Below are 21,485 nucleotides of genomic sequence, written 5' to 3' on the forward strand. Positions count from 1 at the left end.
ATGGTTCATTACATTTCCATACGCTTTGCTGATAGAGGCTTACAACTTCATTTTGTACAGTGTTCAAAACAAATCAGAACAACTCGGAAAAATGATGAAAAAGACATTAATTGCACTACTAACTCTGACTGCTGCTGCTTCAGCGGTTGCTGGTGATACTTATATTCGTAACGGTAACATCTACAACAATGAAGGTGGCTGGAACGCGGAAGTCGGAGTGGCTCATGGCAGCGATCTTTTCAAAGATCAAAAATACAATACAGCTCCAATTCTAAATGGCGGTTACCATGGTGACGACTTTAACGCCGATCTAAGTGGCATTAACTACCGCTTCTTCGGTAACACCAATGAATTAATCAACATGAGTGCTTACCTTGTTGGCAGTGGTGTCATGCGTGACGGTGATATTGCAAAGAGCCTGAAAGGCACGGATAAACGTCGCTTTGCTGTCGATTTAGGTTTGAACACTGACTTTACGTTAGATCAACACAATGTGATTTCAACATACCTTCAACATGATATCAGTGGTGCTTACAAAGGTTACTTAGCGGGCGCGACTTACTTCCACATTATGAACTTCGGTAGTGTTGATTTTGTTCCTTTTGCTAACCTAACTTATCAAAGTGAAGACTACGTAGATTACTACTTTGGCGTAAAACAACGCGAAGCAAATGCAAACCGCAAAGCGTACAAAGGTGATTCAACAGTAAGCTATGGTTTAGGCTACAAGCTAGTCATGCCAATCAACGATAACTGGCAAGTGAGCCAAATGACACAATACACTCGCCTAGGCAGCGGTATCAGCGATTCCTCAATTGTTGATAGTGCAAACCAATGGGTTATTGGTGCGAGTGTGTCGTACAACTTCTAACTCTACATTCCACATAAAGCCATCATTACGATGGCTTTATGTATTCATACTCTGTGCTCACCGTGTCGAAATATGCTAGTTAGAGTGAGCGATCCAGAGACGATGCAAATCGCTATAACCCGTATTTTTCACCTGAACACCGCGCACTTGCTGTGTTTTTGTCACCTCTTCATAGCCAACAAATAAAGGCAAATAAAGATACTGCTCTCGTAACGCTTTTTCTACGCCTAAAAGAGATTGTAAAGATTGAGCATTTGTCATGGCTTCGCGAAGGTTTTCTCGATGGATCAACATCTGGCTTTGATCAAAACTAAAACGCAAACCTGTTGCTATCGATAGCCATTCAAATACTCCATACTCAAACGGCGCTTCCATGACTTCTTCAATTAGGAGCAAGTCCGCTCGATGTGATACGACTTCAGGAAAACTAATGTCATCAATAATGACGATCTCTAGCTCTAATCCCGTCGCCCGAATCACTCGGTGCAACCACTCAGAGTGACGAATTAAACTTGGTATCGTCCAGATTGGCTCAGCTAGCGCTACTTTACCTTGTAGCTTAGGCGTCACAACAGCCTCTGCGATTAGTAAATCTTGCTCTTGAGTCGCTAACTGAATGCTGTCAACGGCACTTTGCGCCTCATAGATTCTCTTTTGCGCATTGATGTAATCGGCGAGTTGATGCCAATCTTCTTTTGCGAGATTAGAGTCCGCGCGTTCACGATAGGTCAAATATGAAAATGCGCTGATTTTTTCCACTTCAACGTGATCAGAGGTTTGGTTAAAACTCAACATATTCAGGGTCTTAACATCACCATGAGACAGCGTAATTTGGTCCAACAATGCGCGCGCTGAAAAATATTCTTTGTGTGCTTGAAGAATCATACTCTCTTGGTTCCAACCACTGATTTTAAATGGTCCGGTGCCTATGTGGTAAGAATAACCAGAACCGAAAGAAACAACATCTCGACAAAGAATAGAAGCGTGAGGAGTGGCTAGCATATATGGAAAAAACATGTTCGGATGTTTCAATGTAATTTTTAAGCAGCTCGATGTTTCGGCAATCACACTGTCAATACATTGCCAGATCTCGTGTACTGGTCCTTTTATTTCCTTAAGTCTTTCTATGCTCCAAACAACATCTTGTATGCTGAGAAGTTCGCCATCGTGACGATATATTCCAGGTCTCAACCATAACGTCATCACATTGCCTTCCATTTTCCACTCATGTGCTAGCGAAGGCTCAATGCCACCATTGGAATTTTGAGTCAGCAAAACATCATAAACACTTTTCGCCACATGCAGTTCAGTATGACGATAAGTGTTCGCAGGATCGACCTTAGACACCCAAGGATAAGAGGAGATCAAAATAGCGTTATTTGACTCATTCAACTGGTTCACTTTTTCAGAGGCAATCGTCAGCGCCCTGACAGCACTTTGGCCGAACCAATCGATAAGTTTTGTTATCGAGTTCATTTTTCCCCGACCAAGCTCCTCAACCAAAAATTCGGTCATCGCTTGTTGAAGGGAAATAGTAATATTCAGACGACTAGCGTTACTTCTGCCAATTGCAGGTTTCCAATCTACCCAACCGTAAGAGGCAAGCTTTTTCATCACAATAGAAACATTGCGCCTTGACGTACAAATTACCACTTCAAGCTCAGACAGCGTAACGAAGTGATATTGATGAGGTTCAAAGTGCTTTAACAGTAGATCCAGATACCTAAGATTGACATCGTTCACAAAGATTCCTAAGAGTTATTCCAAAGCAAAAATAGCACAGGACGCTTAGCAACTAAACTTCCTGTGCTATATCTAAACATATTCAAAGCTTGGACTCAGCTCGACCAACAGAAGTCAAAAACGTGTACTAAGCCAAGAGGTAACTTGAATAAGTATTCTTAGAAACGGTAACTCATACCTACAGAGAACACGTTGATGTCAGCATCAACCGTTACTTTTTCATTACCAAATTTCGCAATGTCTAGCTCAGGCATCATGTATTCCCATTCAACTTGTAGAGCAAAGTTTTCTGTAATAGCGAACTCTGCGCCTAAACCGTACATGCCTGTCACAGTGCTGTCAGAAATGGTGGTATGGCCTGCGCTACCGTCAATCACAGAGTTGCTAATTTTGAATTCAGCATTGAAGTAAGAAAGACCAGCTTTAGCAAAAAGGTTGAAACGATCACCAATAGGTAGAGTCGCCTTTGGTTGAATCGATAAATACTTCATATCACCAACAGTAACAACTTTGCCGTCTAAAGCGTCGTAGCCACCAATGGCTGCTTCTAGAGAAATGTATTCGTTGAACTTGTAACCACCAAATACTTTACCTGAAAGGCTTGAGTCATCTTCAAGTTTAAGCTTAGTGCTAGCGTTGGTACCACCACCATTGATAGAGCCATTAACATCACCAAAAGATGCTTGACCTACCGATGCACCAACGTAAGGAGCTGCGTTTGCAACAGAACATGTTGCTAGAAGGGCTGTCATTAGCCATGTTTTTTTAAACATTGTATTTCACTGCCTGTTAATTATTGAGGTTGTGTTTTGCCCATCCTTAAGCACGTCATGCTATCCATTTCACTCGGTTTCAAAACCAAGTTGATGTTAATGAATAAAAACTCAATAAAACATGAAATATTTAAACACAACTTTGCCACTTTCTTTCTTAATTATGACAATTTAGTCATTTCATAAGCACTGTTGCTTCAACCAATTAGTGAGTTTGATAATTTCCGCCTGCTTGGCTCGGCTCTTTTTATGAATAAAATAAAAGCTGTCCCCCGTCTCTAATCCATGAGAAGGGATATACACCAAATCATGCGCTTTATCTCTTTCATTGAGCATAAAATCATTCGCAAATGCGATGCCTTGGTCATAACGTGCAGCCTCAATTGCCAACAACATATGACTAAAATGTTGAACATCGACATCTTTTGGCAAAGTGTAACCACCCGCTCTGCACCACTCTGCCCAGTCTTTTCCTCTCTCACGATAAATAGAGTCTGTCGACAAAATAGGATATCGCCAAAGCGCTTCTGGAATGGGTTGATCTTGTAACTCTTTCCAAATTTTATGGCTGCATACCGGATACAGCGTTTCCGCGTATAACTTCACCGACATATAGTTGCGCTTTGGCTTCTCTACCGTGATAAAGCAATCACCAACGCTATCTGTCTGCTCAGGATCACCAACGACCATATTGAGTGTCAGATCGATTTCCGGATGTAACCGCTTAAAATCAGACAAACGCGGAATAAGCCACTTTACGGCAAGCGAGCTATAAATCGCTAAACGTATGCTGCCTTTGTCCCCTTCTCTCACCTTTTGGCTGGCCATCGCAATAGAGCTAATTGCCGGGCTAATATCCTCTAAATAACGAACACCAGTATCCGATAAAGAGAGCTTTCTTCCTTGACGAATAAATAATGACTCGCCCAAATAATCTTCCAATAATCGTATCTGATGACTAACGGCACTTTGCGTCACATTGAGCTCTTCAGCCGCAAGCGAAAAGCTAGAGTTTCGAGCGACAGATTCAAAACAGTGAACCGCTCTGAGTGGTGGCAATTTCATTATCTAAAAATCTCATACTTAAACTAATAAATATCACTTCACTTCATCCTATGACATCACCTACTCTTTGGCAAAGAAAGAGGAGAGGAAATAAGTGAAAGTTACATCGGTCGGCGCAGCTATGCTGCTATTAATTGTTGGGAATCTCATTGCGGTGCTTTCGGACTCTTTAATTAAAAGTGTCGGAAATGAAGTGCCTATTTTTCAGTTTGTCTTTTTCCGACAAATTTCCGCAGTGCTTTTTCTACTGCCTGTCTGCTTGCTGACAAAAAAGACTCATTTTCTTGAAGGATTTAAATGGCATGCTGTCCGCGCTCACGTGTGGTTGCTTGGTGCTATATTTATGGTTTTGGCGATTTCATCTTTACCGCTCGCAACTGCGAACGCAATCTTCTACGCCGCGCCATTGATCATGTTGCCGCTTGCAGCAATCTTTTTTGGAGAACAGTTATCTAAGCAATCGGTCGCCGCTGCGATAATGGGCTTTGCCGGTGTATTGGTCATCATTCGTCCAGACCAAATCGATTGGGCAGCGATTTCAGCTTTAGTTGTTGCAATTACTTTAGCAATCAATAACTTGCTCATTCGAAAATTGCCAAAAAATCAGTCTGTGATGCAAACGTTATTGATGACAAACTTGGCAGGTATTCCAGTAGCCTTCTTGCTTGTTCTGATCGAAGCGGAACCTTGGGACTGGAGTGCTTTCCCTGTCGCTGCTGGCTCAAGTTTGTTCATCATGATTTATGCGGCAACATGTGTGATCGCTTACCGCTCGATTGATAGCAACAAAATTGCCAGCGCTGAATACAGTGGTTTAATTGGTGCCGTGTTTGTGGGATTAATCTGGTTTGGAGAAGTGCCAGACATATTTATGGCTATAGGAACAATAATGATTGTTGTGCCGCTGGTTTGGCTTTCTAAACGAGAACGTCGCAAGAAAAAGCTGCAAGCTCAGCAAGAGCGAGAACAAAAAGAGGCGCACGTTACTTAAAATCGCGCTCTATCTCAAGGACTAAAAAACCGAGTCGTAAGTGCTCGGTTTTTTTATGTAGCTCTAATCCATTCTGATGTAAGCGACCACATGAGATAAAAACTGCCTTGCAAAACGATCATTAAACCGGATGCGATATTCATGATCGGCTTCCGATACTAAACGCCAACCTTCAGCAAAGTACTCTTTGATATCATCGACCGCTTCGTCTTCATTTTTGATGTGTTTCGCGTTCCACTGATAAGTGCAAGAGACAACCATCAGCCCGCCAACCTTGGTGGCTTCTTTTAGAGCGTTGATCACGCTAAGTGGCGACTCACATTGATCAACCACGTTCAAACATACGACTAAATCAAAGCTAGACTGGAGAGTATCGTGCTCAAAAGGTTGGTTAATCAGCGTCAAATCAACATGAGCACATTTCTGTACGATATCTCTATTCTCTACCTCTAAAGCGTTTAAGGTGTTCACATCGTGAAGATAAGTTAGCTCGACTCGTTGTTCTTCTATTAATAGTTGCTTCAAGCCATCCATCAACCTATTTGAAGGCTCCACAAGCGTCGCTTCTTTAAGGTTAGGTAAGCGTTGCACTAACTCATAATAGTTTCTTCCCAGCGCCGCGCCAACCTCAAGTAGGGAATACGGCTGAACGCCGCTCTCAAGTGCCATCTGCGCAATAAAATCAGCAACTTGGGAGCAGTGAGGTGATGACAAAAAAGAGAGTGGGACTTGTTTTGAGCGACTGTTTATCGTCTCAATCTGCTTATCTTCGATGAACTTGTCGAACCATTGCGCTTCGAAATAACCAGCTAAACCGCGATCGGTCAGGTAAAAATCTTCCATGTTTTTTCCGTTCGTACTTTTCGAAAAGTGATTGTATCGAACGCTGAAATTAGCTGGTAATTCTGGCTGCACATTCCCGCGGGAAAATAGATGAAAACACCGCTTATGTGAAAAAGCCCTTTCATCTCAAAGATAAAAGGGCTTGTTAATTACTTCGGTTGAGGAGCTAGTTATTGCGGAAGAACAACTTTGCCATCTTGAATTGGGAACGTTTTTGTCGCTGGCTTGCTCGCTAAGCGAACCGTCGTTGGCGCACCTGAAACTTCATAAGTGACATCGTAACCCACTACTTTTTCAGATGTTGTGTATTCTGTGTGGCACTGCTTTTTCGTCGTTGTCACTACATCGCCTTGTTGCACGTTCTCCTGAATCTTACGACCCGTTAATGCACCAGCGATCGTACCAGCTGCAGTTGCAATCACTTTACCTGAGCCGCCACCGATTTGGTTACCCAATGCCGCGCCAGCTGCTGCGCCGCCGACCGTACCAATTATTTTATTATCATCCGTAGGAGCAACTTGCTCCGTTACTACCACGTCTTTACATACTTGGTGTGGATTTTTCACCGTTTCAGTCACCGCTTCAACCAAAGTAATGTTTGCTTGGGTTGGAGCTGGTGGCGTTTTGTCTTTACAGCCTGCTAGTACAGCAACAACTGCCGTTGCAATTGCGATAGATTTCATATTCATGATTTACATCCCAGTATGGTTTGCTTTGATGAGCGGTATAGTAAATCGCAATTAGGAAATCACATCAGGCGAAAACAAACCCTCTGTCATTAACGAGTAAAGAAACACTGTTTTATAAAAGGTACGTCAAGAAACACTCAACAGAATGTCAACTGAGCTAAAACCGTATCATTACTGATTATGATTAGGCTTGATTAACCTATGAGGCTTATTTTTAAGCCAAGCTTAAAAACAGTTCGTCGTCGGTTAAATACTTATGACGGTGACTCAGGTTACGCACGTGCATAAACATAAAGTCAGGAAAACCAGGAGCAATAATGTTGTTTGGTTCCCAGCATACACCGCCAACAAACACATATCGCCCTTGCTTGTCATCTTCATGAAGGGGGTTATTAAGAGGAGAAGAAAACTCTGCGCGACAACCTTCAACCACACAAACAATTTGTCCTTTAAAAAGGCCGATCACGCGCTTAACAAGGTTTGCCTTGATGCCACATTTCCATGCTTGACGAGTGGCCATCTCATAGCCATATTTTCGGATCGCTTTCTTTTGCAAATGTACTACTAGGTTCATTTTGACTCCTGATTCAAGCAATTACGCGAAGCCCAAAGTCATAAAAGCAGATAGACGTCTATACCCGAGTGACCTCATGGTACATGGGAATAAACTACGTGATTAGACTGAGTTTAGTGTCCGATGAAAATACACCTTCCACAATGCTGTAACGTATCGATTTACACCAATCATAGGCACATAGCACATCAAAAAAACAACCTCATTTTCGAGTGCTTTCCTACGCTGTATCTGGTTACTTCTGCGTATTACTATAACGAAATCACCCTCTACGTTTGTCTATATAAATTTGTCGTAACGATAGAGGGCACTTATCAAGAAGGAGGGATAACGCCTACGCGTCGATGAGATAGTTTTGACCTTCAGTTTCTAGACGATCAATCAGTTTACGACACTCATTTAAATCAAGAGGTTGCTCGAAGCGGCGCTTGAGGTTCATCAAAAAGAAGATATCCTCACACATGGCTTTCTCAGGTTCGTCACTGATTTTTGCGACTGGTGAACCATTGCACGTGACCATTTTGATCACGATAGAAAGTGGCTGGTAGGCTTCACCCTCTTTATTGACATAATCACCCATATCGTTCGCAAGAAAAGTACCGATACCAAAACTCACCTGAATACGTCCCTGGAAATACTCGCAAATATCTAACGCTTGTTCGAAGTTAAGTCCGTCTGTAAACACCAGCGTTTTTGTTAACGGGTCTATATTAAGAGACTGATAGTGTGCAATCATTTTTTCACCCCAGCTATAAGGGCAACCACTATCGTGACGTACACCGAAATACGCGTTACTTAGCTCTTCATCAAAGTCTTTAAGGAAGGCATCAATACCAATCGTGTCGGTCAGTGCAATACCTAGTGCACCGTTAAACATTTTTTGCCAACGTTGCAAAGCCACTTTTTGCGAATCTCGCACATTCACCAGAGCTTGATGGCCCATAAACCATTCATGAGCAACGGTACCGATAGGCGTCAAATTCAGTTCTTTTGCTAAGTGGTAGTTGCTTGTTCCTGTCAAACATTCCGGCACTTCCTGGCACAAATACTCCAGCATGGTGCGCTGAGCTTGAAAGGAAAAACGTCGACGCGTCGACATATCAGAAAACTTAAAGTTAGTGATGTTACGACGTTTTAGTTCGGATTTTAGGTACCGAACTTTCTCTTCTAAAACGGTGGTAAATTGCGCTACAGGGATATCTGACCAACGCTGACGGCTACGAACTTCAGACACGATACTCATGATGATCGTTTCGTACAAAATAGTATCTCGCCACAAACCATTGATAGTAATGCGTAACTGGCTTGAGCCATCAGCCATGGCTTTATTGTGGAAAGAGACATCACTTTGTGGATTGAAACGGAAATGGCGCAGTGCATCAACAAAGTCAGGATTCAGGTAAGGCGCGACACGCTTGATGTATTCGATTTCTTCTTGCGTAAATTGAATGTCTTGCAGTTTAAGAACTTCTACTTTTACCTCTGGTAGCAGTTCAGAGAGATCTTCCTCGCTACGCACAATAAATTTGTATGACACCATCGCATCAGGGTAAAGCGCTGTTACTGCGCTCATCATATTGACTTTGTAGACATCAAAATCCAAAGCGCTTTGAATGATGCGGGAAGAAAATAGTTTGGTGGTCATTAGGTGCCCTTCTACACGCCCTTCCTGGGTATATAACTTTTTGTTACTAACTAATTTGCGTAAACAATAAACACCCATCTATAGTTTGTCAACTTTTGTTACTAACCACTCATTTTTATAAGGTTTTTCTGTCTAGAATTCGCACACAGATTGTGAATAAGTCAGATTCATTCGTAGATTTATACTCAAGGCGTACTATGAAGCACTACCGAAAACGTTTCGCACAACTCGTTACTTACCCATTGATTGACCACTTGTTATGCGCTAGATTACTTACAAATCAATATTAGGACCCAACCATGATCGTATCTGTCGACATTATTCCATTCAGGCTATCTGGCTGTGCCGATAAGGGATTGGAAGTGTTGTTGATTAAACGTTCAAATCCAAATCGGCCATACCATGGAGTCTGGGCACTACCGGGCGGATTTGTCTTTGATAAAGACTTAACCAGTGAAGGAGGACGCCCGGCCGATGAAAACTTTGAGGCGGCGCGCCGCCGAATTTGCCGCGAGAAAATCCATACTTACCCTCGTCACTTTAGTGAAGCTTTTATCGACGGCGATCCCAAGCGTGATCCAGAAGACTGGAGCTTAAACATTACTCACTACGCCTTGGTCGATCGTAACAATGTAGAGCAAATCAACAATGCTGGTGTACCAGAGTGCCAACTAAAATGGTTTTCGCTACAAGCTATACTCAATGGAGAAGAAACTCTCGCGTTTGACCATCAAAAAACCATTGAAAAAGCGTGGCAGAAGCTTCGTGCATCCATTGAATACACATCGGTTCTTTTGTTTGCATTAGACAAAGAGTTTTTGGTTGCCGACATCATTTCTGCTTATCAAGAGTTTGGTATTGATATTAGCCGAATGACGATTAAGCGCCGCTTGATAGATTCAGGCGTACTAAAACCCACCAATAAAGTCGCTTCTACCAACAAAGGCAAAGGTGGAAAACCCGCAATGGTGTATACGCTGACTAGCGACGAAGTAACCTTTTTTCAAAACTGTTTGCGTGGATAAACGCAGGCAATAAGACAGACAAGGAGTCTGCCATGACTGTTCGAGTAAACTATCAAACCACGGCGGTGATCGACGTTGATCCAGAGAAAGGCTTTAGCGAGTTATGTCCAAATGAACTGCCCGTTGCAGGTGCGTTGGAAATCGTACCGGAGCTTCTGAGTAATCATGCCAAAGGCCGATTAAAACTGGTCAGTCGTGACTTACACCCACCAAAAGCAAAATGGGATGCCGAAACACCAGCCAACATGCTTGAACCCGTCGGCCTACCCAATGTGGATATAAAATGGAACCGCCATTGTGTGCTTGGCACAACAGGTTCTGAACTTTTAGACGGTTTACCACCTGTTTTGGACTATGATTTTCAAGTTAATAAAGGCATGGATCCTGATGCGCATCCTTACGGTATTTTCTTCCATGATATTGCCGATACTAAAACGACAGGTGCACATGAATTTCTAAAATTCAACGGGATTGATACCATAGTGGTCGGTGGTCTCGCGCTAGATTTTTGTGTGAAGAAATCCGTTATGCAAGCACTGGATCTTGGCTACAATGTGGTGGTCAACCTTGCTTCAACTCGCGCTGTACTGCCTGAGAATGTTGAAAATGTGCTGACAGAGCTCAAGGATCAAGGCGCATTATTTGTCGAAAAAGCGGATGACATCATCGTAGAAAAATTCGCCTAGAGGCATGAAACAAATGGATAGGGATTTCACCATGCATCAACATGAAAAATTGAATTACGTTGAATTTGGTTCCACTAATGTCAGTGCGACCAAACAATTTTTTGAGCGTGCTTTTGACTGGAGCTTTACCGATTATGGTCCTGAATACTCTGCATTTTCAGGACAAGGGTTAGATGGCGGATTCTTCAAATCTGAGTTTGTAAACCAAACCGCAAATGGTGGCGCACTTTTAGTGTTTTATAGCTCAGATATTCAGGCCACGCAGATAAAAGTTGAGCAGCATGGTGGAAAAATTATCCGCCCTATTTTCGAATTTCCCGGCGGCTGCCGATTCCACTTCACCGAACCAAGTGGAAATGAATTCGCAGTATGGTCGGAGAGCCATTAGTACTTACCCCAACAACACTTCCACACCTAGCTTTTTGATTTGCTCAAGGTCGCTTTTCGGAGCGGCTTTGTCAGTTAACAACACCGATATTTCGTTGGTATTGCCAATTGAAGAAGGATAAATCTGTCCAAATTTACTGGAGTCCGTCAGTACGATGTTACGTCTATTCTTTGCCAGAATGGCCTCTGCGATGTCGGCACGCATCATGTCTAGGCTAGTAAAACCAGTGTCTTGGTGAAATCCGTCTATACCCAAGAAAGCCGTGCTGAAGTGAATGTTCTCAATACAGAGTTTGGTGAGCGGGCCAACGAGGCTCTCACCTTGATGCTGATATACACCACCAAGCAAGATGATGTTGGCAGAGGTGTTACGGATGAGATGGGCGATGTACGCCGATGGGGTAATGATGGTCACATCGCCGCGTTCAGCTAAAGTGCGAGCCAAGAGCGCATTAGCACTGCCGCCCTCGATCAATACGGTTTCGTTTGGTGATACCAAGTCCGCCGCTTTATTTGCAAGTGATTGTTTAATATCGAAACGGACTTCTAATCGGGTATCTATATCATCACTTTGCAGTGCGGTAGCAGCGCCGTGAACACGCTTTAAGTAGCCCTGTTGCTCAAGAAAATTCAAATCCTGCCTGATGGTCACGCCCGACACGCCGATGATGTCAGAAAGCTCCGTGACTTGAACGCGTTTACGGTCATTCACTAATTGCAGGATTTCATTTTGTCTTGGGTTCACAGGCTCACTCCTTATTAATGAGCTTGCAGTATACGCCCGAACACTTTCATATGAAAGCAGCCTGTGAACGATAGAAATAAGCGAAGCTGCGTTACACCGTAAGCTCTAGACGGTTGCCATCCGGATCTAATACGTAGCTTTCGTAGTAACCATCACCCGTTTGTCTCGGACCGTCGATCCATTGGTAGCCATCATCTACTAAGGTTTTGGTTAATTGATCCACCGCCTGCTCTGATCCTAAAGCGAAGGCAAAGTGTGCTAATCCTGTTATCTGCATCGCATGAGATTTTTCACAAGCGGTCACACCTTCCATCGACATCAACTCCAATCGTGCACCACTTTCAAACGAAAGAAAGTAAGATGAAAACTGCTTAGTTGGGTTGTGGTATTTATCGTTAGACATCGCGTTAAAATATTTCTCATAGAAGGCTTTTAACTCTTCCAAACGTTCTGTCCAAATCGCGATATGTTCAATTTTCATTGGGATTCCCCTTAGCTCTTAACTGCGCTCAATCTAACGAGGAAAAGCAGCACAAAAAAGAGAGCAAATCATCACCAAGTTGTTCCTTTTTTATGTCCGAACTGCCCATCGATGAGTCATTAACTCTATGGTTGGAGTTGTATTTGAGCGAAAGTGATGTCCATAATGGCGCAAAGTTTTACAGGATAAAATGATGGAAGAGATTTACTTCGCAGGCGGCTGCCTTTGGGGTGTTCAAGAATTTATGCGCCACCTTCCGGGCGTAATTAGCACCGAAGCAGGACGAGCAAATGGCTCAACGGATAACACTCAATCCGAATACGATGGCTACGCCGAATGCGTGAAAACCCAGTTCGACCCTGCACAAGTTTCGGTTGAAACTTTAATCGGGTATCTGTTTGAGATCATCGACCCGCACAGTGTAAACAAGCAAGGTGAAGACGTAGGTGAAAAGTACCGTACAGGTGTTTATAGCCAAAACGAGCAACACCTAACGATTGCTAAAGCGTTTATCGCAGCAAGACCGGATGCCGATAAAATCGCCGTAGAAGTACTGCCACTCACAAACTACGTGCCAAGTGATGATGAGCACCAAGACCGACTCACGCGATTTCCAAACGACTACTGCCATATCCCGTTAGATTTGCTGCATAAATATAAAAATTAATGGCCAGCTTTTATCGCTGTTTCTATTATCTCAAACTAAGAGGCGCAACGCCTCTTTTTGCATCCTAACCGGGGCTATTTGATCCTCCTCCAGTTCATTTTCATGTCTAGTTATTTATTTCAAAATAACTGGAATATAAATCACATAATAAATTTTATAATATTCCGCATTATTAATGACGGCTATCACACTTAAGATTGAGTGATACAAAAGTATAGTTATTGGTTTTTTTTTACTATTTCCGAAAACCACTTCATTAATTAAATTTGACTCATTACTTCAGCACCAATGAGTCACAAAATGATTACAGAACTAACAAACGTCAATTTAATTAAAAGCAACCTTCAAGCAAATAATAAAAAAGAAGTCTTTGAAGAGCTAGCACAAATGCTATTCGAAAATAATCGAATCAGCAGCAAAGAGGCTTTTTTAACCGACATCGAAGCACGTGAAGTATTAAGCGTGACTTCAATGGACGGCATCGCTTACCCACACGCAAAAAGCAAAGCGGTTACAGAGCCTGCAATCGCCGTTGGCGTAAAGCGCGAAGGCATCGAGTATGGCGACGAAGAGGGAGTCAAACCAACCGTATTCTTCATGATTGCTTCACCAGATAACGGTACCGACCACCATATTTATGTTCTTCAAGAATTATTCGGAAAATTTAGCGAAGAGTTTATTGAAGATATTCATAACGCAAAAGACGAAAACCAAATACTAAATATTTTAATTAATTCATAAGGCGTGAAATTATGAGTACAATCACAGCTCAAGCTAGCAATAATAGCGATTTCAAAAAACTCCTAAGTACCATGAAAGGTCACCTTTTATTCGGTACTTCTCACATGCTTCCATTTATCGTTGCGGGTGGTGTACTACTGGCTCTGGCGGTAATGGCATCCGGTAAAGGTGCGGTTCCTGCAGACGGGTTATTGGCTGATATTTCTAATATCGGTATTAAAGGTCTGGTGTTGTTCCCAATTATTCTTGGTGGCTTCATCGGTTACTCAATTGCAGACAAACCAGCACTAGCGCCAGCGATGATCTCTTCTGGCATCATGGCTGACATGGGCGGCGGCTTCCTAGGTTGTATCGTCGCTGGTTTTATCGCTGGTGGTGTAGTTCTACAACTTAAGAAGATCCCTCTTTCTGCTAACATGACTGCGTTGGGCGCTTACTTCATCTACCCACTTGTTGGTACGCTTATCTCTGCAGGTATCGTTCTATGGGGTATCGGTGAGCCAATCAAGCTCTTCATGGCTTCTATGAACGAATTCCTAGCTTCTATGGCTGGCGCTTCTAAAGTGGTTCTAGGTACGATTCTTGGTGGTATGACTGCATTCGATATGGGCGGTCCAATCAACAAAGTAGCAACGCTATTCGCTCAAACTCAAGTTGATACTCAACCATGGCTAATGGGTGGTGTTGGTATCGCAATCTGTACGCCTCCTCTAGGTATGGCACTAGCAACATTCCTATTCAAGAAGAAGTTCACTAAGCAAGAGCAAGAAGCAGGTAAAGCAGCAGCAATCATGGGTTCTATCGGTATCTCTGAAGGTGCTATCCCATTCGCAGCAAACGACCCTGTACGCGTTCTTCCTTCAATCGTTGCTGGTGGTATCGTTGGCTGTGTGTTCGGCTTCCTAACAGACGTACTACTACACGCACCATGGGGCGGTTTAATCACAGCACCTGTATCAAGCAACATCCCAATGTACGTTGTGGGTATCGCACTAGGCTCACTAACAACAGCAGTTATCGTTGGCTTCTGGAAACCAGTCGCTGAAGAAGAAGCAGAAAACGAAATCGCAGAAGCAGCACAAGCTCAAGCGGCTCCAGCAGCAGGCGAAGGCGAGTACGACATCGTAGCAGTAACATGTTGCCCATCTGGCGTAGCACACACATTCATGGCAGCGAAAGCACTAGAGAAAGCAGGTGCGGCAGCGGGTCTGAAAATCAAAGTAGAAACTCAAGGTCAAAACGGTATCCAGAACCGCATCACTGACCTAGATGTAGCAAACGCGAAGCTGGTTATTCTAGCTCACGATATCCAAGTAAAAGACGCTCACCGCTTTGCAAAAGCAAACGTTGTTGAGTGTTCAACGAAAGAAGCGATGCGTAACGCAGCGACTCTTGTGAAAGCTTAAACCTTAAGCTCCTCCCCCTAAGAGCCCTTTCCCCCAAAGGGCTCTATTTATTACGAATAAGTCAATTCCAATCAATCCCTTCCACTAATGATAGTGTCATTTCTGCCGCTGAAACTTCTTTGCAACCCGACGAATTTTGTCCGCACCACAACGGCGTAAATTCATCTCGGTTTTGCTTCTCCATAAGCGCTCTTAACTGAGTCATTTCAATGGATGCATATGGGAATTTCGGCGCAGACTCACAGATGTAACCTAGCTCCGACATCGCGCGATTCACAATACCTCTCGCTGGTCGGCCCGAGAAAACATTGGTCACAGCGGTATGTTGCGCGCGTTCACTAGCAATGGCATATCGATGTAAAGACGATGTTTTCGCCTCATCACACAACAAATAGGCGCTGCCAACTTGAACGGCACTCGCTCCTAATCTCAACGCGGCTTCCACACCGCTTCTATCAGCGATTCCGCCTGCAGCAATAACAGGCAAATTCACCCGTTTGGAGATTTGTGGTAATAACGCCATCAGACTTAATTGAGTAGTTAAATCATCCGATAAAAACATGCCTCGGTGTCCACCAGCCTCCAAGCCTTGGGCGATAATACCGTCAACGCCTTTTGCTTCCAGCCAAAGTGCTTCATCCACCGTGGTTGCTGTCGAAAGGATCTTCCCTCCCCAGCCTCGAATTCGCGCTAATAAGTCATCGGTTGGCAAACCAAAGTGGAAACTGATCACTGGCGGTGCAAATGGTTCAATCGCGTCAGCAATATCATGATTGAAAGGCATTCTTGTCGGAGCGTTTGGCTGCTCCTGTACGGTTGCACCAACTTCAGCAAAATACGGTTGCAGCGTTTTTTGCCACTCTTCGTGCTTGTTGGCGTCGTATTCCGGCATCTCATGGCAAAAGAAGTTGAGGTTGAACGGTCGATTGGTCGCCTGTTGAATAAGTTGAAGTTCTTTAACGATGGCGTCTTTATTCAGCATTCCACAAGGTAACGAGCCAAGCCCGCCAACATTACTGACAGCTATGGTCATTTGGCTGTCTTGCACGCCGGCCATTGGCGCTTGAATAATCGGTAACTCTGTTCCAAAAAGTGTATTAAATGCGTTGTTTTTCATGATCCTTCCTTGAAAACTTAACCTATACCAGTGGTGGCTATGCTCCATAGTTATCCAGGCTAGACTTTCACATGATTAACCACTTATAAAGTTAAAGTGATGCATTTGTGCGCTATGCACTTTTGATAGAAATGACAAAGGGAGCACATGGCTCCCTTGATGTAGTGGCGAACACGAATTGAAATGGCTATCGTGCTACATCTGATTCAAGCTCTAATTCTGCAACAGAAAGCATGGCAAACTCTTCCTCGGCGGTTGCTGCCACCAATTTGTTGCGGCTGTACAACCCATAATAAACACCACCGATAAGAAACAATCCCATTGTCATGAAAAAGGCTGAGGGATCAAAAGCATAAACACCTGTCATTGCGATCAAAGAAAGCACCAGAGAAATACTCGAAGTGATTACCCCGCCAGGCGTTTTATATGGGCGAGCTAACTCCGGCTGTTTAATTCGCAATAAAATATGGCTCAAGGACATTAATGCGTACGATACCGTCGCACCGACAACGGCCATCGCCAAGATTAAGTCCCCCTCCCCCGTAAGAGAAACCAAGAACCCAAAAACGCCCGGAACCAAAAGCGCACGAGAAGGCACTTTTTTGTCACTGGTTAATGACAAAGTTTGCGGCAAATAACCTGCGCGAGAAAGCGCAAACACCAAGCGACTGTAACCATAAATGATAGAGAAGAAAGAAGCGATAAGACCAGCTAACCCGAGTAAGTTCACGGCCATTGCTATCGTTGAGTTGCCCGTAAGCTTCAGTGCGTCAACTAATGGCACAGCGCTATCGCCTATGACCTTTGAACCAACCGCACCAGCCAAAAGAACGACCACCAGAGTTGCGGTTAGCAATAAAAACAGCATCGCACCAATGATGCCTTTGGGAACATCTTTCGCCGGGTTTTTTGCCTCCTCTGCTGCTAAAGGCACACCTTCAACCGCAAGAAATAACCACATCGCAAATGGCAGCGCAGCCCATACGCCATACCACCCAAACGGCAAGATTTCTGTTGCCTGAGCCGTCGCCGGAGCAATATCGAATAAGTTATTAACATCAAAGTGACCAATAAGCACAGCAGCAGTGATTAGAATAGCTAGCACAGCCAAACCGCTGATGACCATCATTACTTTGAGAGCTTCGCCAACCCCTGCCATGTGAATAGCGATAAAGACGGCGTAGAAAAGTGCGTAAACAACAGGGCCATCGATACCAACCAATTCATTCACTGCTGAGCCAATAAAAATCACTATCGCAGCAGGCGCGAGCGCATATTCAATCAAAACTGATAAGCCAGTGAAAAAGCCGCCTGTCGGCCCCATCGCCTGTCTTGCGAAGCTGTAACCACCACCCGCAGCAGGAATAGCCGCAGACATCTCAGCTAAAGACAATACTAGCGTGAAATACATTACTGCCATCGCGATAGCAGCAATAAGAAAGCCTCCCCATCCTGCTTGAGCGATGCCAAAGTTCCAACCGGCGAAGTCACCAGATATAACATACGAGACACCTAAGCCAGCAAGTAAAATCCAACCTGCGGTGCCTCTTTTTAGCTGCCTTTTGGCCAAGTACTCCTGATGTTTAGACATAGTAAATCCTTCTACTTTGATGAAATTAAAAAGTTGTCGCTGTGTTTATCTTCAACGCTTGCGCCACTTGGCTCATTTATATCGGAGCGATCTTTCAGGTTCACTCCTGACAGTTGTAATTTTCGAGCCTCCTTGAGCAAGTAAAATGCGCGTTCACAGGCATCGTCATAGTTGAGCCCGTGAGGACGCACATTGGAAATGCAGTTTCTTTGGGAATCTTTAGAGCCTCGTTTAGCCCCCCAAGTGAGATACATACCCATGCTATCCGGAGAAGTTAGACCGGGCCTCTCTCCAATTAAAACCAGCACGGCCTTGGCGTTAAAACATTCACCAACATCATCCCCTACCGCTACTCTTCCTTGCTTTACGATTGTGATAGGTGCGAATTTCCATTGATGTTCATCATCAGCGCTTAAAAGAGAAATCAATCGAGTAACAACAGGCACGGCATGGTTTTGAATTGCGACGGAAGAAAGTCCATCAGCAATAACAATCGCAAGATCAATGTCAGTGTTATGTTCCTTTGCTATCGAGTTGAGCGTTTGCCAAGAAGGTTCATCGAGCTGCCGTCCTAAATCGGGCCTTTGCAAGTACATAAGCCGATCACTCACTTGACTGCTCACTACCACAGGAGGTTCTAAGGTATTTTCAAGAATCGAGTAAGAGTCAGATAAACCAGCAACGAGAGAGTCAACATTCAAACTACAATGCACTGCATCCATAGCTTGGGCATGATCCAGCTGAAATGAGAGTAACTCGTTGGTTGGTACACTGTTCCCGCTGCGACCCAGAGCGATCCGAGCAGAGGTGAAGTCGCGTAACTTGCCCCAAGGATTGTGTGTGACAACTTCAGACTCGTCTTGTGTGGACTGAGCAATGGTGATCACTTTACCCATGAGAATACCCCTTATTCAGTTGATTAATTGCTCCCGAAAACGAGCGAGAGATTTGCTCACTTAACCGAACGTCTTGCACGCTCTCGAAAATCTGCATCTCCATTAACCATTGTTCAAACTCTGGAGCTGGCTTCAGACCGAGTACTTTTCTTGCGTAAAGGGCATCGTGAAATGAGGTAGTTTGATAGTTGAGCATGATGTCATCAGACCCTGGAATACCCATGATGAAAGAGCACTCGGCAACACCTAATAGTGTCAGCAAGTTATCCATGTCATTCTGATCGGCATAGGCATGATTGGTGTAACAGATGTCGCAACCCATAGGTAAACCAAGCAACTTCCCACAGAAATGATCTTCAAGCCCAGCACGAATGATCTGTTTGCCATCAAACAGATACTCAGGGCCAATAAACCCAACGACAGTATTAACCAACAAAGGATCGAACTGTTTCGCGACAGCATAAGCGCGGGCTTCACAAGTCTGCTGATCTACCCCATGAAACGCATTCGCAGACAGCGCTGTACCTTGTCCGGTCTCAAAATACATCACATTGTTTCCTACACTACCTCGATTCAAAGACAACGCGGCTTCATGGGCCTCTTTCAAAATCGACAAGTCGATTCCGAAGGTATCATTCGTCCCTTGCGTGCCGCCTATCGACTGAAAAACGAGATCGACTGGTGCACCCATTTCAATGGCTTCGATCGTGTTCGTGACATGAGTTAACACACAAGACTGAGTCGGTATTTGATAGTGTTGAATCACCTCATCCATTAAGTTCATTAACTTAATAGCTTGAGGTACATTATCTGTTGCCGGATTGATACCGATAACCGCATCGCCATTTCCGTACATCAGACCATCAAAAATGGTCGCTGCGATACCGTTGAGAGAATCAGTGGGATGATTCGGCTGTAAGCGAGTAGACAGGCGACTCGGCAAACCAATCGTATTCCGAAAAGCCGTGACAACTTGGCATTTTTTAGCAACGAGAATCAAATCCTGGTTGCGCATAATCTTACTGACTGCGGCCACCATTTCTGGTGTTAAACCTTGACGAATTTTAGCCAACGTTTCACCATCGGCTTCTTCACTCAGCAGCCAATTTCGAAAATCTCCGACCGTCAAGTGCTCAATCGGTTTAAAGGCTTCAAGATCATGCGTATCGATAATTAGGCGAGTGATATCGTCGCTTTCGTATGGAATAACCGCCTCGTTAAGAAACGTTTTAAGTGGTAACTCAGACAGCGCCATTTGTGCGACTACACGTTCTGCCGCTGACTGAGCACAAACTCCAGCTAACGCATCGCCTGATCGCTCCGGTGTCGCTTTCGCCATCAAGTCAGCTAATGACTTAAAGGTATAGACTTTACTTCCTTGTTGCCGACGATAAGTTGCCGTCATTGCTCTTCCTCTTCACTATTTGGTTCGCTTTTTGCTGAACTATCAATAAGCTTTAAGAAAGTATTGCCAAATGTGTTCCGTAGCGTTATCAAAAACTGGCAACATTTATAAAACAATAATAAACAATGAGTTACATAAAAATTGCTCCAACATGACTCACAAAAAAGGAATGAGCATCACAAGGATGAGTGACCAAACACCCCAAACCGCACCAATGCTGTGCATCCATCACACAAAGGATGCAAACCAACAAGCTGCAAGCCTAATAAACTGGCAACAGGAATACGATCAACTCAGCGATGGCCGATTTTTAGGTCAAATTCGAGAACGACGATTTCCCAATTTCCATGTATTTCGTGAAGACAGTAACCGCTCACTAAGACAGCAATGCAGGGTTGAACAGGGAGGTATTTGGTTGGGTTTGAGTGCGGAAAATAAGCCGCTACACCTAAATCACAGTCAGTTTAATGCAAGCCAGCTTTTGCTTAGACAAGGCGGTGCAGATTTTGAGTTAATGACACCTGAACAGTTTTCTATCTATGGGATAGTACTCGACAGAAAACTGGTTCAAATCATAGAAAAACAGCTTGAGTTAGACGGTATCGGCTGCAACACACCGCACTTAGCGGGACCAACAGAAAAGCACATTCAACAACTTAAATTCTACTTGGGTACTTTGCTCGGTACCACTGAGTCGCGATGGTCTGACAGCACACATCAGGTGGTTTTAAAAGACATCGTACTCGAACTGTTCTCAATCAGTTCACCAAACTTAATCCACCCGATATCAATCTCTCATCGTCAGCATGTGATGCGCCGCATAAAGCAACAGCTACACGACTTAGACTACCGAACTCCGATCACCGTCAGTGAACTGTGTGACGCTGTGCACGTCAGTCGCCGAACACTGCAGTACACCTTTGAACATTGCTGTAATACTTCGCCAAAGCAATTCATACACCGAATGCGGCTGAATCAAGTACGTAGAGTGCTACAAAGCCCTGAAGATAATCGAACAATTGCAGAAATCGCTTTTGACTTTGGTTTTTTTCATCTAGGGCAGTTCAGTCAAAGCTACAAGCGGCTATTTGGTGAGACGCCAACTGAAACGAGAAAATGGGAGTCCAGCAAATAAAATGACAGG

At 44.0% G+C, this 21,485-nt stretch carries 22 protein-coding genes; 9 read left to right on the top strand and 13 right to left on the bottom strand.

What is annotated here, in order from left to right; all coding sequences use genetic code 11:
* Positions 1–94 precede the first annotated feature (94 nt).
* Entirely contained in the window at positions 95–871 is a 777-nt protein-coding gene (gene ompV, locus FKN08_RS11670; RefSeq protein WP_046873822.1) for an outer membrane protein OmpV, read from the top strand.
* 75 nt (positions 872–946) lie between these two features.
* On the opposite strand, the gene FKN08_RS11675 is transcribed toward ompV, so the two are convergent.
* The 3 genes from FKN08_RS11675 to FKN08_RS11685 form a co-directional block, all read right to left on the bottom strand.
* Positions 947–2,614, bottom strand: a complete 1,668-nt coding sequence (locus FKN08_RS11675) for an ABC transporter substrate-binding protein (protein WP_170892178.1) — start codon at positions 2,612–2,614, stop codon at positions 947–949.
* A gap of 158 nt (positions 2,615–2,772) precedes the next feature.
* Positions 2,773–3,387, bottom strand: coding sequence for an outer membrane beta-barrel protein (locus FKN08_RS11680; RefSeq protein WP_005373936.1), 615 nt, complete (start codon positions 3,385–3,387; stop codon positions 2,773–2,775).
* A 180-nt stretch (positions 3,388–3,567) separates the two neighbouring features.
* On the bottom strand, positions 3,568–4,452 hold the full coding sequence (locus FKN08_RS11685) for a LysR family transcriptional regulator (RefSeq protein WP_170892179.1): 885 nt from the start codon (positions 4,450–4,452) through the stop codon (positions 3,568–3,570).
* A gap of 94 nt (positions 4,453–4,546) precedes the next feature.
* On the opposite strand from FKN08_RS11685, the gene FKN08_RS11690 reads away from it, so the two are divergent.
* Entirely contained in the window at positions 4,547–5,443 is an 897-nt protein-coding gene (locus tag FKN08_RS11690) for a DMT family transporter (RefSeq protein ID WP_046873824.1), read from the top strand.
* A 63-nt stretch (positions 5,444–5,506) separates the two neighbouring features.
* Here the strand turns inward: FKN08_RS11690 and FKN08_RS11695 are convergent, their stop codons facing one another.
* The 4 genes from FKN08_RS11695 to pncB all read right to left on the bottom strand — a co-directional run bounded on the left by FKN08_RS11695 (position 5,507) and on the right by pncB (position 9,194).
* Complete coding sequence (locus FKN08_RS11695) at positions 5,507–6,286, bottom strand: methyltransferase domain-containing protein (protein WP_170892180.1); 780 nt, start codon at positions 6,284–6,286, stop codon at positions 5,507–5,509.
* A 170-nt stretch (positions 6,287–6,456) separates the two neighbouring features.
* Positions 6,457–6,975, bottom strand: a complete 519-nt coding sequence (locus FKN08_RS11700; protein ID WP_005392659.1) for a glycine zipper 2TM domain-containing protein — start codon at positions 6,973–6,975, stop codon at positions 6,457–6,459.
* A 214-nt stretch (positions 6,976–7,189) separates the two neighbouring features.
* The gene (locus FKN08_RS11705; RefSeq protein WP_005373947.1) at positions 7,190–7,549 is read right to left on the bottom strand and encodes a hypothetical protein; all 360 of its coding nucleotides are present in this window, start codon (positions 7,547–7,549) and stop codon (positions 7,190–7,192) included.
* Positions 7,550–7,883: 334 nt separating this feature from the next.
* Positions 7,884–9,194: a nicotinate phosphoribosyltransferase gene (gene pncB / locus FKN08_RS11710; RefSeq protein ID WP_170892181.1), complete on the bottom strand. Its 1,311-nt coding sequence runs from the start codon at positions 9,192–9,194 to the stop codon at positions 7,884–7,886.
* A 299-nt stretch (positions 9,195–9,493) separates the two neighbouring features.
* Between pncB and FKN08_RS11715 the strand changes: the two genes are divergently transcribed.
* Genes FKN08_RS11715 through FKN08_RS11725 form a run of 3 tightly spaced genes read left to right on the top strand, consistent with a single transcriptional unit; the run spans position 9,494 to position 11,293 of the window.
* Positions 9,494–10,219, top strand: a complete 726-nt coding sequence (locus tag FKN08_RS11715) for an NUDIX domain-containing protein (protein WP_005373953.1) — start codon at positions 9,494–9,496, stop codon at positions 10,217–10,219.
* Between the two features lie 32 nt (positions 10,220–10,251).
* The gene (locus FKN08_RS11720) at positions 10,252–10,905 is read left to right on the top strand and encodes an isochorismatase family protein (RefSeq protein ID WP_170892182.1); all 654 of its coding nucleotides are present in this window, start codon (positions 10,252–10,254) and stop codon (positions 10,903–10,905) included.
* Positions 10,906–10,936: 31 nt separating this feature from the next.
* The gene (locus tag FKN08_RS11725) at positions 10,937–11,293 is read left to right on the top strand and encodes a VOC family protein (protein WP_170892183.1); all 357 of its coding nucleotides are present in this window, start codon (positions 10,937–10,939) and stop codon (positions 11,291–11,293) included.
* Between the two features lie 3 nt (positions 11,294–11,296).
* Here the strand turns inward: FKN08_RS11725 and FKN08_RS11730 are convergent, their stop codons facing one another.
* Positions 11,297–12,037, bottom strand: a complete 741-nt coding sequence (locus FKN08_RS11730; protein WP_170892184.1) for a DNA-binding transcriptional regulator YciT — start codon at positions 12,035–12,037, stop codon at positions 11,297–11,299.
* 91 nt (positions 12,038–12,128) lie between these two features.
* Positions 12,129–12,518 carry a VOC family protein gene (locus FKN08_RS11735; protein WP_170892185.1) on the bottom strand — a complete coding sequence of 130 codons (390 nt, stop codon included), beginning with the start codon at positions 12,516–12,518 and terminating at the stop codon, positions 12,129–12,131.
* A 193-nt stretch (positions 12,519–12,711) separates the two neighbouring features.
* Here FKN08_RS11735 and FKN08_RS11740 point away from each other — a divergent pair, with 193 nt between their 5' ends.
* From FKN08_RS11740 to FKN08_RS11750, 3 genes are all read left to right on the top strand, one after another.
* Entirely contained in the window at positions 12,712–13,185 is a 474-nt protein-coding gene (locus FKN08_RS11740; RefSeq protein WP_170892186.1) for a peptide-methionine (S)-S-oxide reductase, read from the top strand.
* Positions 13,186–13,485: 300 nt separating this feature from the next.
* On the top strand, positions 13,486–13,926 hold the full coding sequence (locus FKN08_RS11745; protein WP_170892187.1) for a PTS sugar transporter subunit IIA: 441 nt from the start codon (positions 13,486–13,488) through the stop codon (positions 13,924–13,926).
* 11 nt (positions 13,927–13,937) lie between these two features.
* Positions 13,938–15,332 carry a fructose-specific PTS transporter subunit EIIC gene (locus FKN08_RS11750; protein WP_170892188.1) on the top strand — a complete coding sequence of 465 codons (1,395 nt, stop codon included), beginning with the start codon at positions 13,938–13,940 and terminating at the stop codon, positions 15,330–15,332.
* A gap of 61 nt (positions 15,333–15,393) precedes the next feature.
* Here the strand turns inward: FKN08_RS11750 and FKN08_RS11755 are convergent, their stop codons facing one another.
* The 4 genes from FKN08_RS11755 to FKN08_RS11770 form a co-directional block, all read right to left on the bottom strand.
* Positions 15,394–16,449: a nitronate monooxygenase gene (locus tag FKN08_RS11755; protein WP_047008023.1), complete on the bottom strand. Its 1,056-nt coding sequence runs from the start codon at positions 16,447–16,449 to the stop codon at positions 15,394–15,396.
* Positions 16,450–16,636: 187 nt separating this feature from the next.
* A complete protein-coding gene (eat, locus tag FKN08_RS11760; RefSeq protein ID WP_006741326.1) occupies positions 16,637–18,040 on the bottom strand; it encodes an ethanolamine permease in 1,404 nt (467 codons plus the stop codon).
* Positions 18,041–18,051: 11 nt separating this feature from the next.
* Positions 18,052–18,936: an ethanolamine ammonia-lyase subunit EutC gene (eutC, locus tag FKN08_RS11765; protein WP_170892189.1), complete on the bottom strand. Its 885-nt coding sequence runs from the start codon at positions 18,934–18,936 to the stop codon at positions 18,052–18,054.
* The gene (locus tag FKN08_RS11770; protein WP_005388715.1) at positions 18,929–20,341 is read right to left on the bottom strand and encodes an ethanolamine ammonia-lyase subunit EutB; all 1,413 of its coding nucleotides are present in this window, start codon (positions 20,339–20,341) and stop codon (positions 18,929–18,931) included. Before FKN08_RS11770 ends, eutC begins: the two co-directional genes overlap by 8 nt.
* Before the next feature lie 184 nt (positions 20,342–20,525).
* Between FKN08_RS11770 and FKN08_RS11775 the strand changes: the two genes are divergently transcribed.
* Entirely contained in the window at positions 20,526–21,476 is a 951-nt protein-coding gene (locus tag FKN08_RS11775; RefSeq protein WP_170892190.1) for a helix-turn-helix domain-containing protein, read from the top strand.
* Positions 21,477–21,485 lie beyond the last annotated feature (9 nt).

The organism is Vibrio sp. 1-2 (7-a) (assembly GCF_013048515.1).
In the GTDB taxonomy this organism is placed as follows: domain Bacteria; phylum Pseudomonadota; class Gammaproteobacteria; order Enterobacterales; family Vibrionaceae; genus Vibrio; species Vibrio diabolicus.

Bases quoted from the DNA above. Each gene is read 5' to 3' on its own strand.
- ompV (WP_046873822.1), top strand. From the start codon at position 95: ATGAAAAAGACATTAATTGCACTACTAACTCTGACTGCTGCTGCTTCA.
- FKN08_RS11680 (WP_005373936.1), bottom strand. From the start codon at position 3,387: ATGTTTAAAAAAACATGGCTAATGACAGCCCTTCTAGCAACATGTTCT.
- FKN08_RS11685 (WP_170892179.1), bottom strand. From the start codon at position 4,452: ATGAAATTGCCACCACTCAGAGCGGTTCACTGTTTTGAATCTGTCGCT.
- FKN08_RS11695 (WP_170892180.1), bottom strand. From the start codon at position 6,286: ATGGAAGATTTTTACCTGACCGATCGCGGTTTAGCTGGTTATTTCGAA.
- FKN08_RS11700 (WP_005392659.1), bottom strand. From the start codon at position 6,975: ATGAATATGAAATCTATCGCAATTGCAACGGCAGTTGTTGCTGTACTA.
- FKN08_RS11705 (WP_005373947.1), bottom strand. From the start codon at position 7,549: ATGAACCTAGTAGTACATTTGCAAAAGAAAGCGATCCGAAAATATGGC.
- pncB (WP_170892181.1), bottom strand. From the start codon at position 9,194: ATGACCACCAAACTATTTTCTTCCCGCATCATTCAAAGCGCTTTGGAT.
- FKN08_RS11715 (WP_005373953.1), top strand. From the start codon at position 9,494: ATGATCGTATCTGTCGACATTATTCCATTCAGGCTATCTGGCTGTGCC.
- FKN08_RS11720 (WP_170892182.1), top strand. From the start codon at position 10,252: ATGACTGTTCGAGTAAACTATCAAACCACGGCGGTGATCGACGTTGAT.
- FKN08_RS11725 (WP_170892183.1), top strand. From the start codon at position 10,937: ATGCATCAACATGAAAAATTGAATTACGTTGAATTTGGTTCCACTAAT.
- FKN08_RS11735 (WP_170892185.1), bottom strand. From the start codon at position 12,518: ATGAAAATTGAACATATCGCGATTTGGACAGAACGTTTGGAAGAGTTA.
- FKN08_RS11740 (WP_170892186.1), top strand. From the start codon at position 12,712: ATGGAAGAGATTTACTTCGCAGGCGGCTGCCTTTGGGGTGTTCAAGAA.
- FKN08_RS11745 (WP_170892187.1), top strand. From the start codon at position 13,486: ATGATTACAGAACTAACAAACGTCAATTTAATTAAAAGCAACCTTCAA.
- FKN08_RS11750 (WP_170892188.1), top strand. From the start codon at position 13,938: ATGAGTACAATCACAGCTCAAGCTAGCAATAATAGCGATTTCAAAAAA.
- FKN08_RS11755 (WP_047008023.1), bottom strand. From the start codon at position 16,449: ATGAAAAACAACGCATTTAATACACTTTTTGGAACAGAGTTACCGATT.
- eat (WP_006741326.1), bottom strand. From the start codon at position 18,040: ATGTCTAAACATCAGGAGTACTTGGCCAAAAGGCAGCTAAAAAGAGGC.
- eutC (WP_170892189.1), bottom strand. From the start codon at position 18,936: ATGGGTAAAGTGATCACCATTGCTCAGTCCACACAAGACGAGTCTGAA.
- FKN08_RS11770 (WP_005388715.1), bottom strand. From the start codon at position 20,341: ATGACGGCAACTTATCGTCGGCAACAAGGAAGTAAAGTCTATACCTTT.
- FKN08_RS11775 (WP_170892190.1), top strand. From the start codon at position 20,526: ATGAGTGACCAAACACCCCAAACCGCACCAATGCTGTGCATCCATCAC.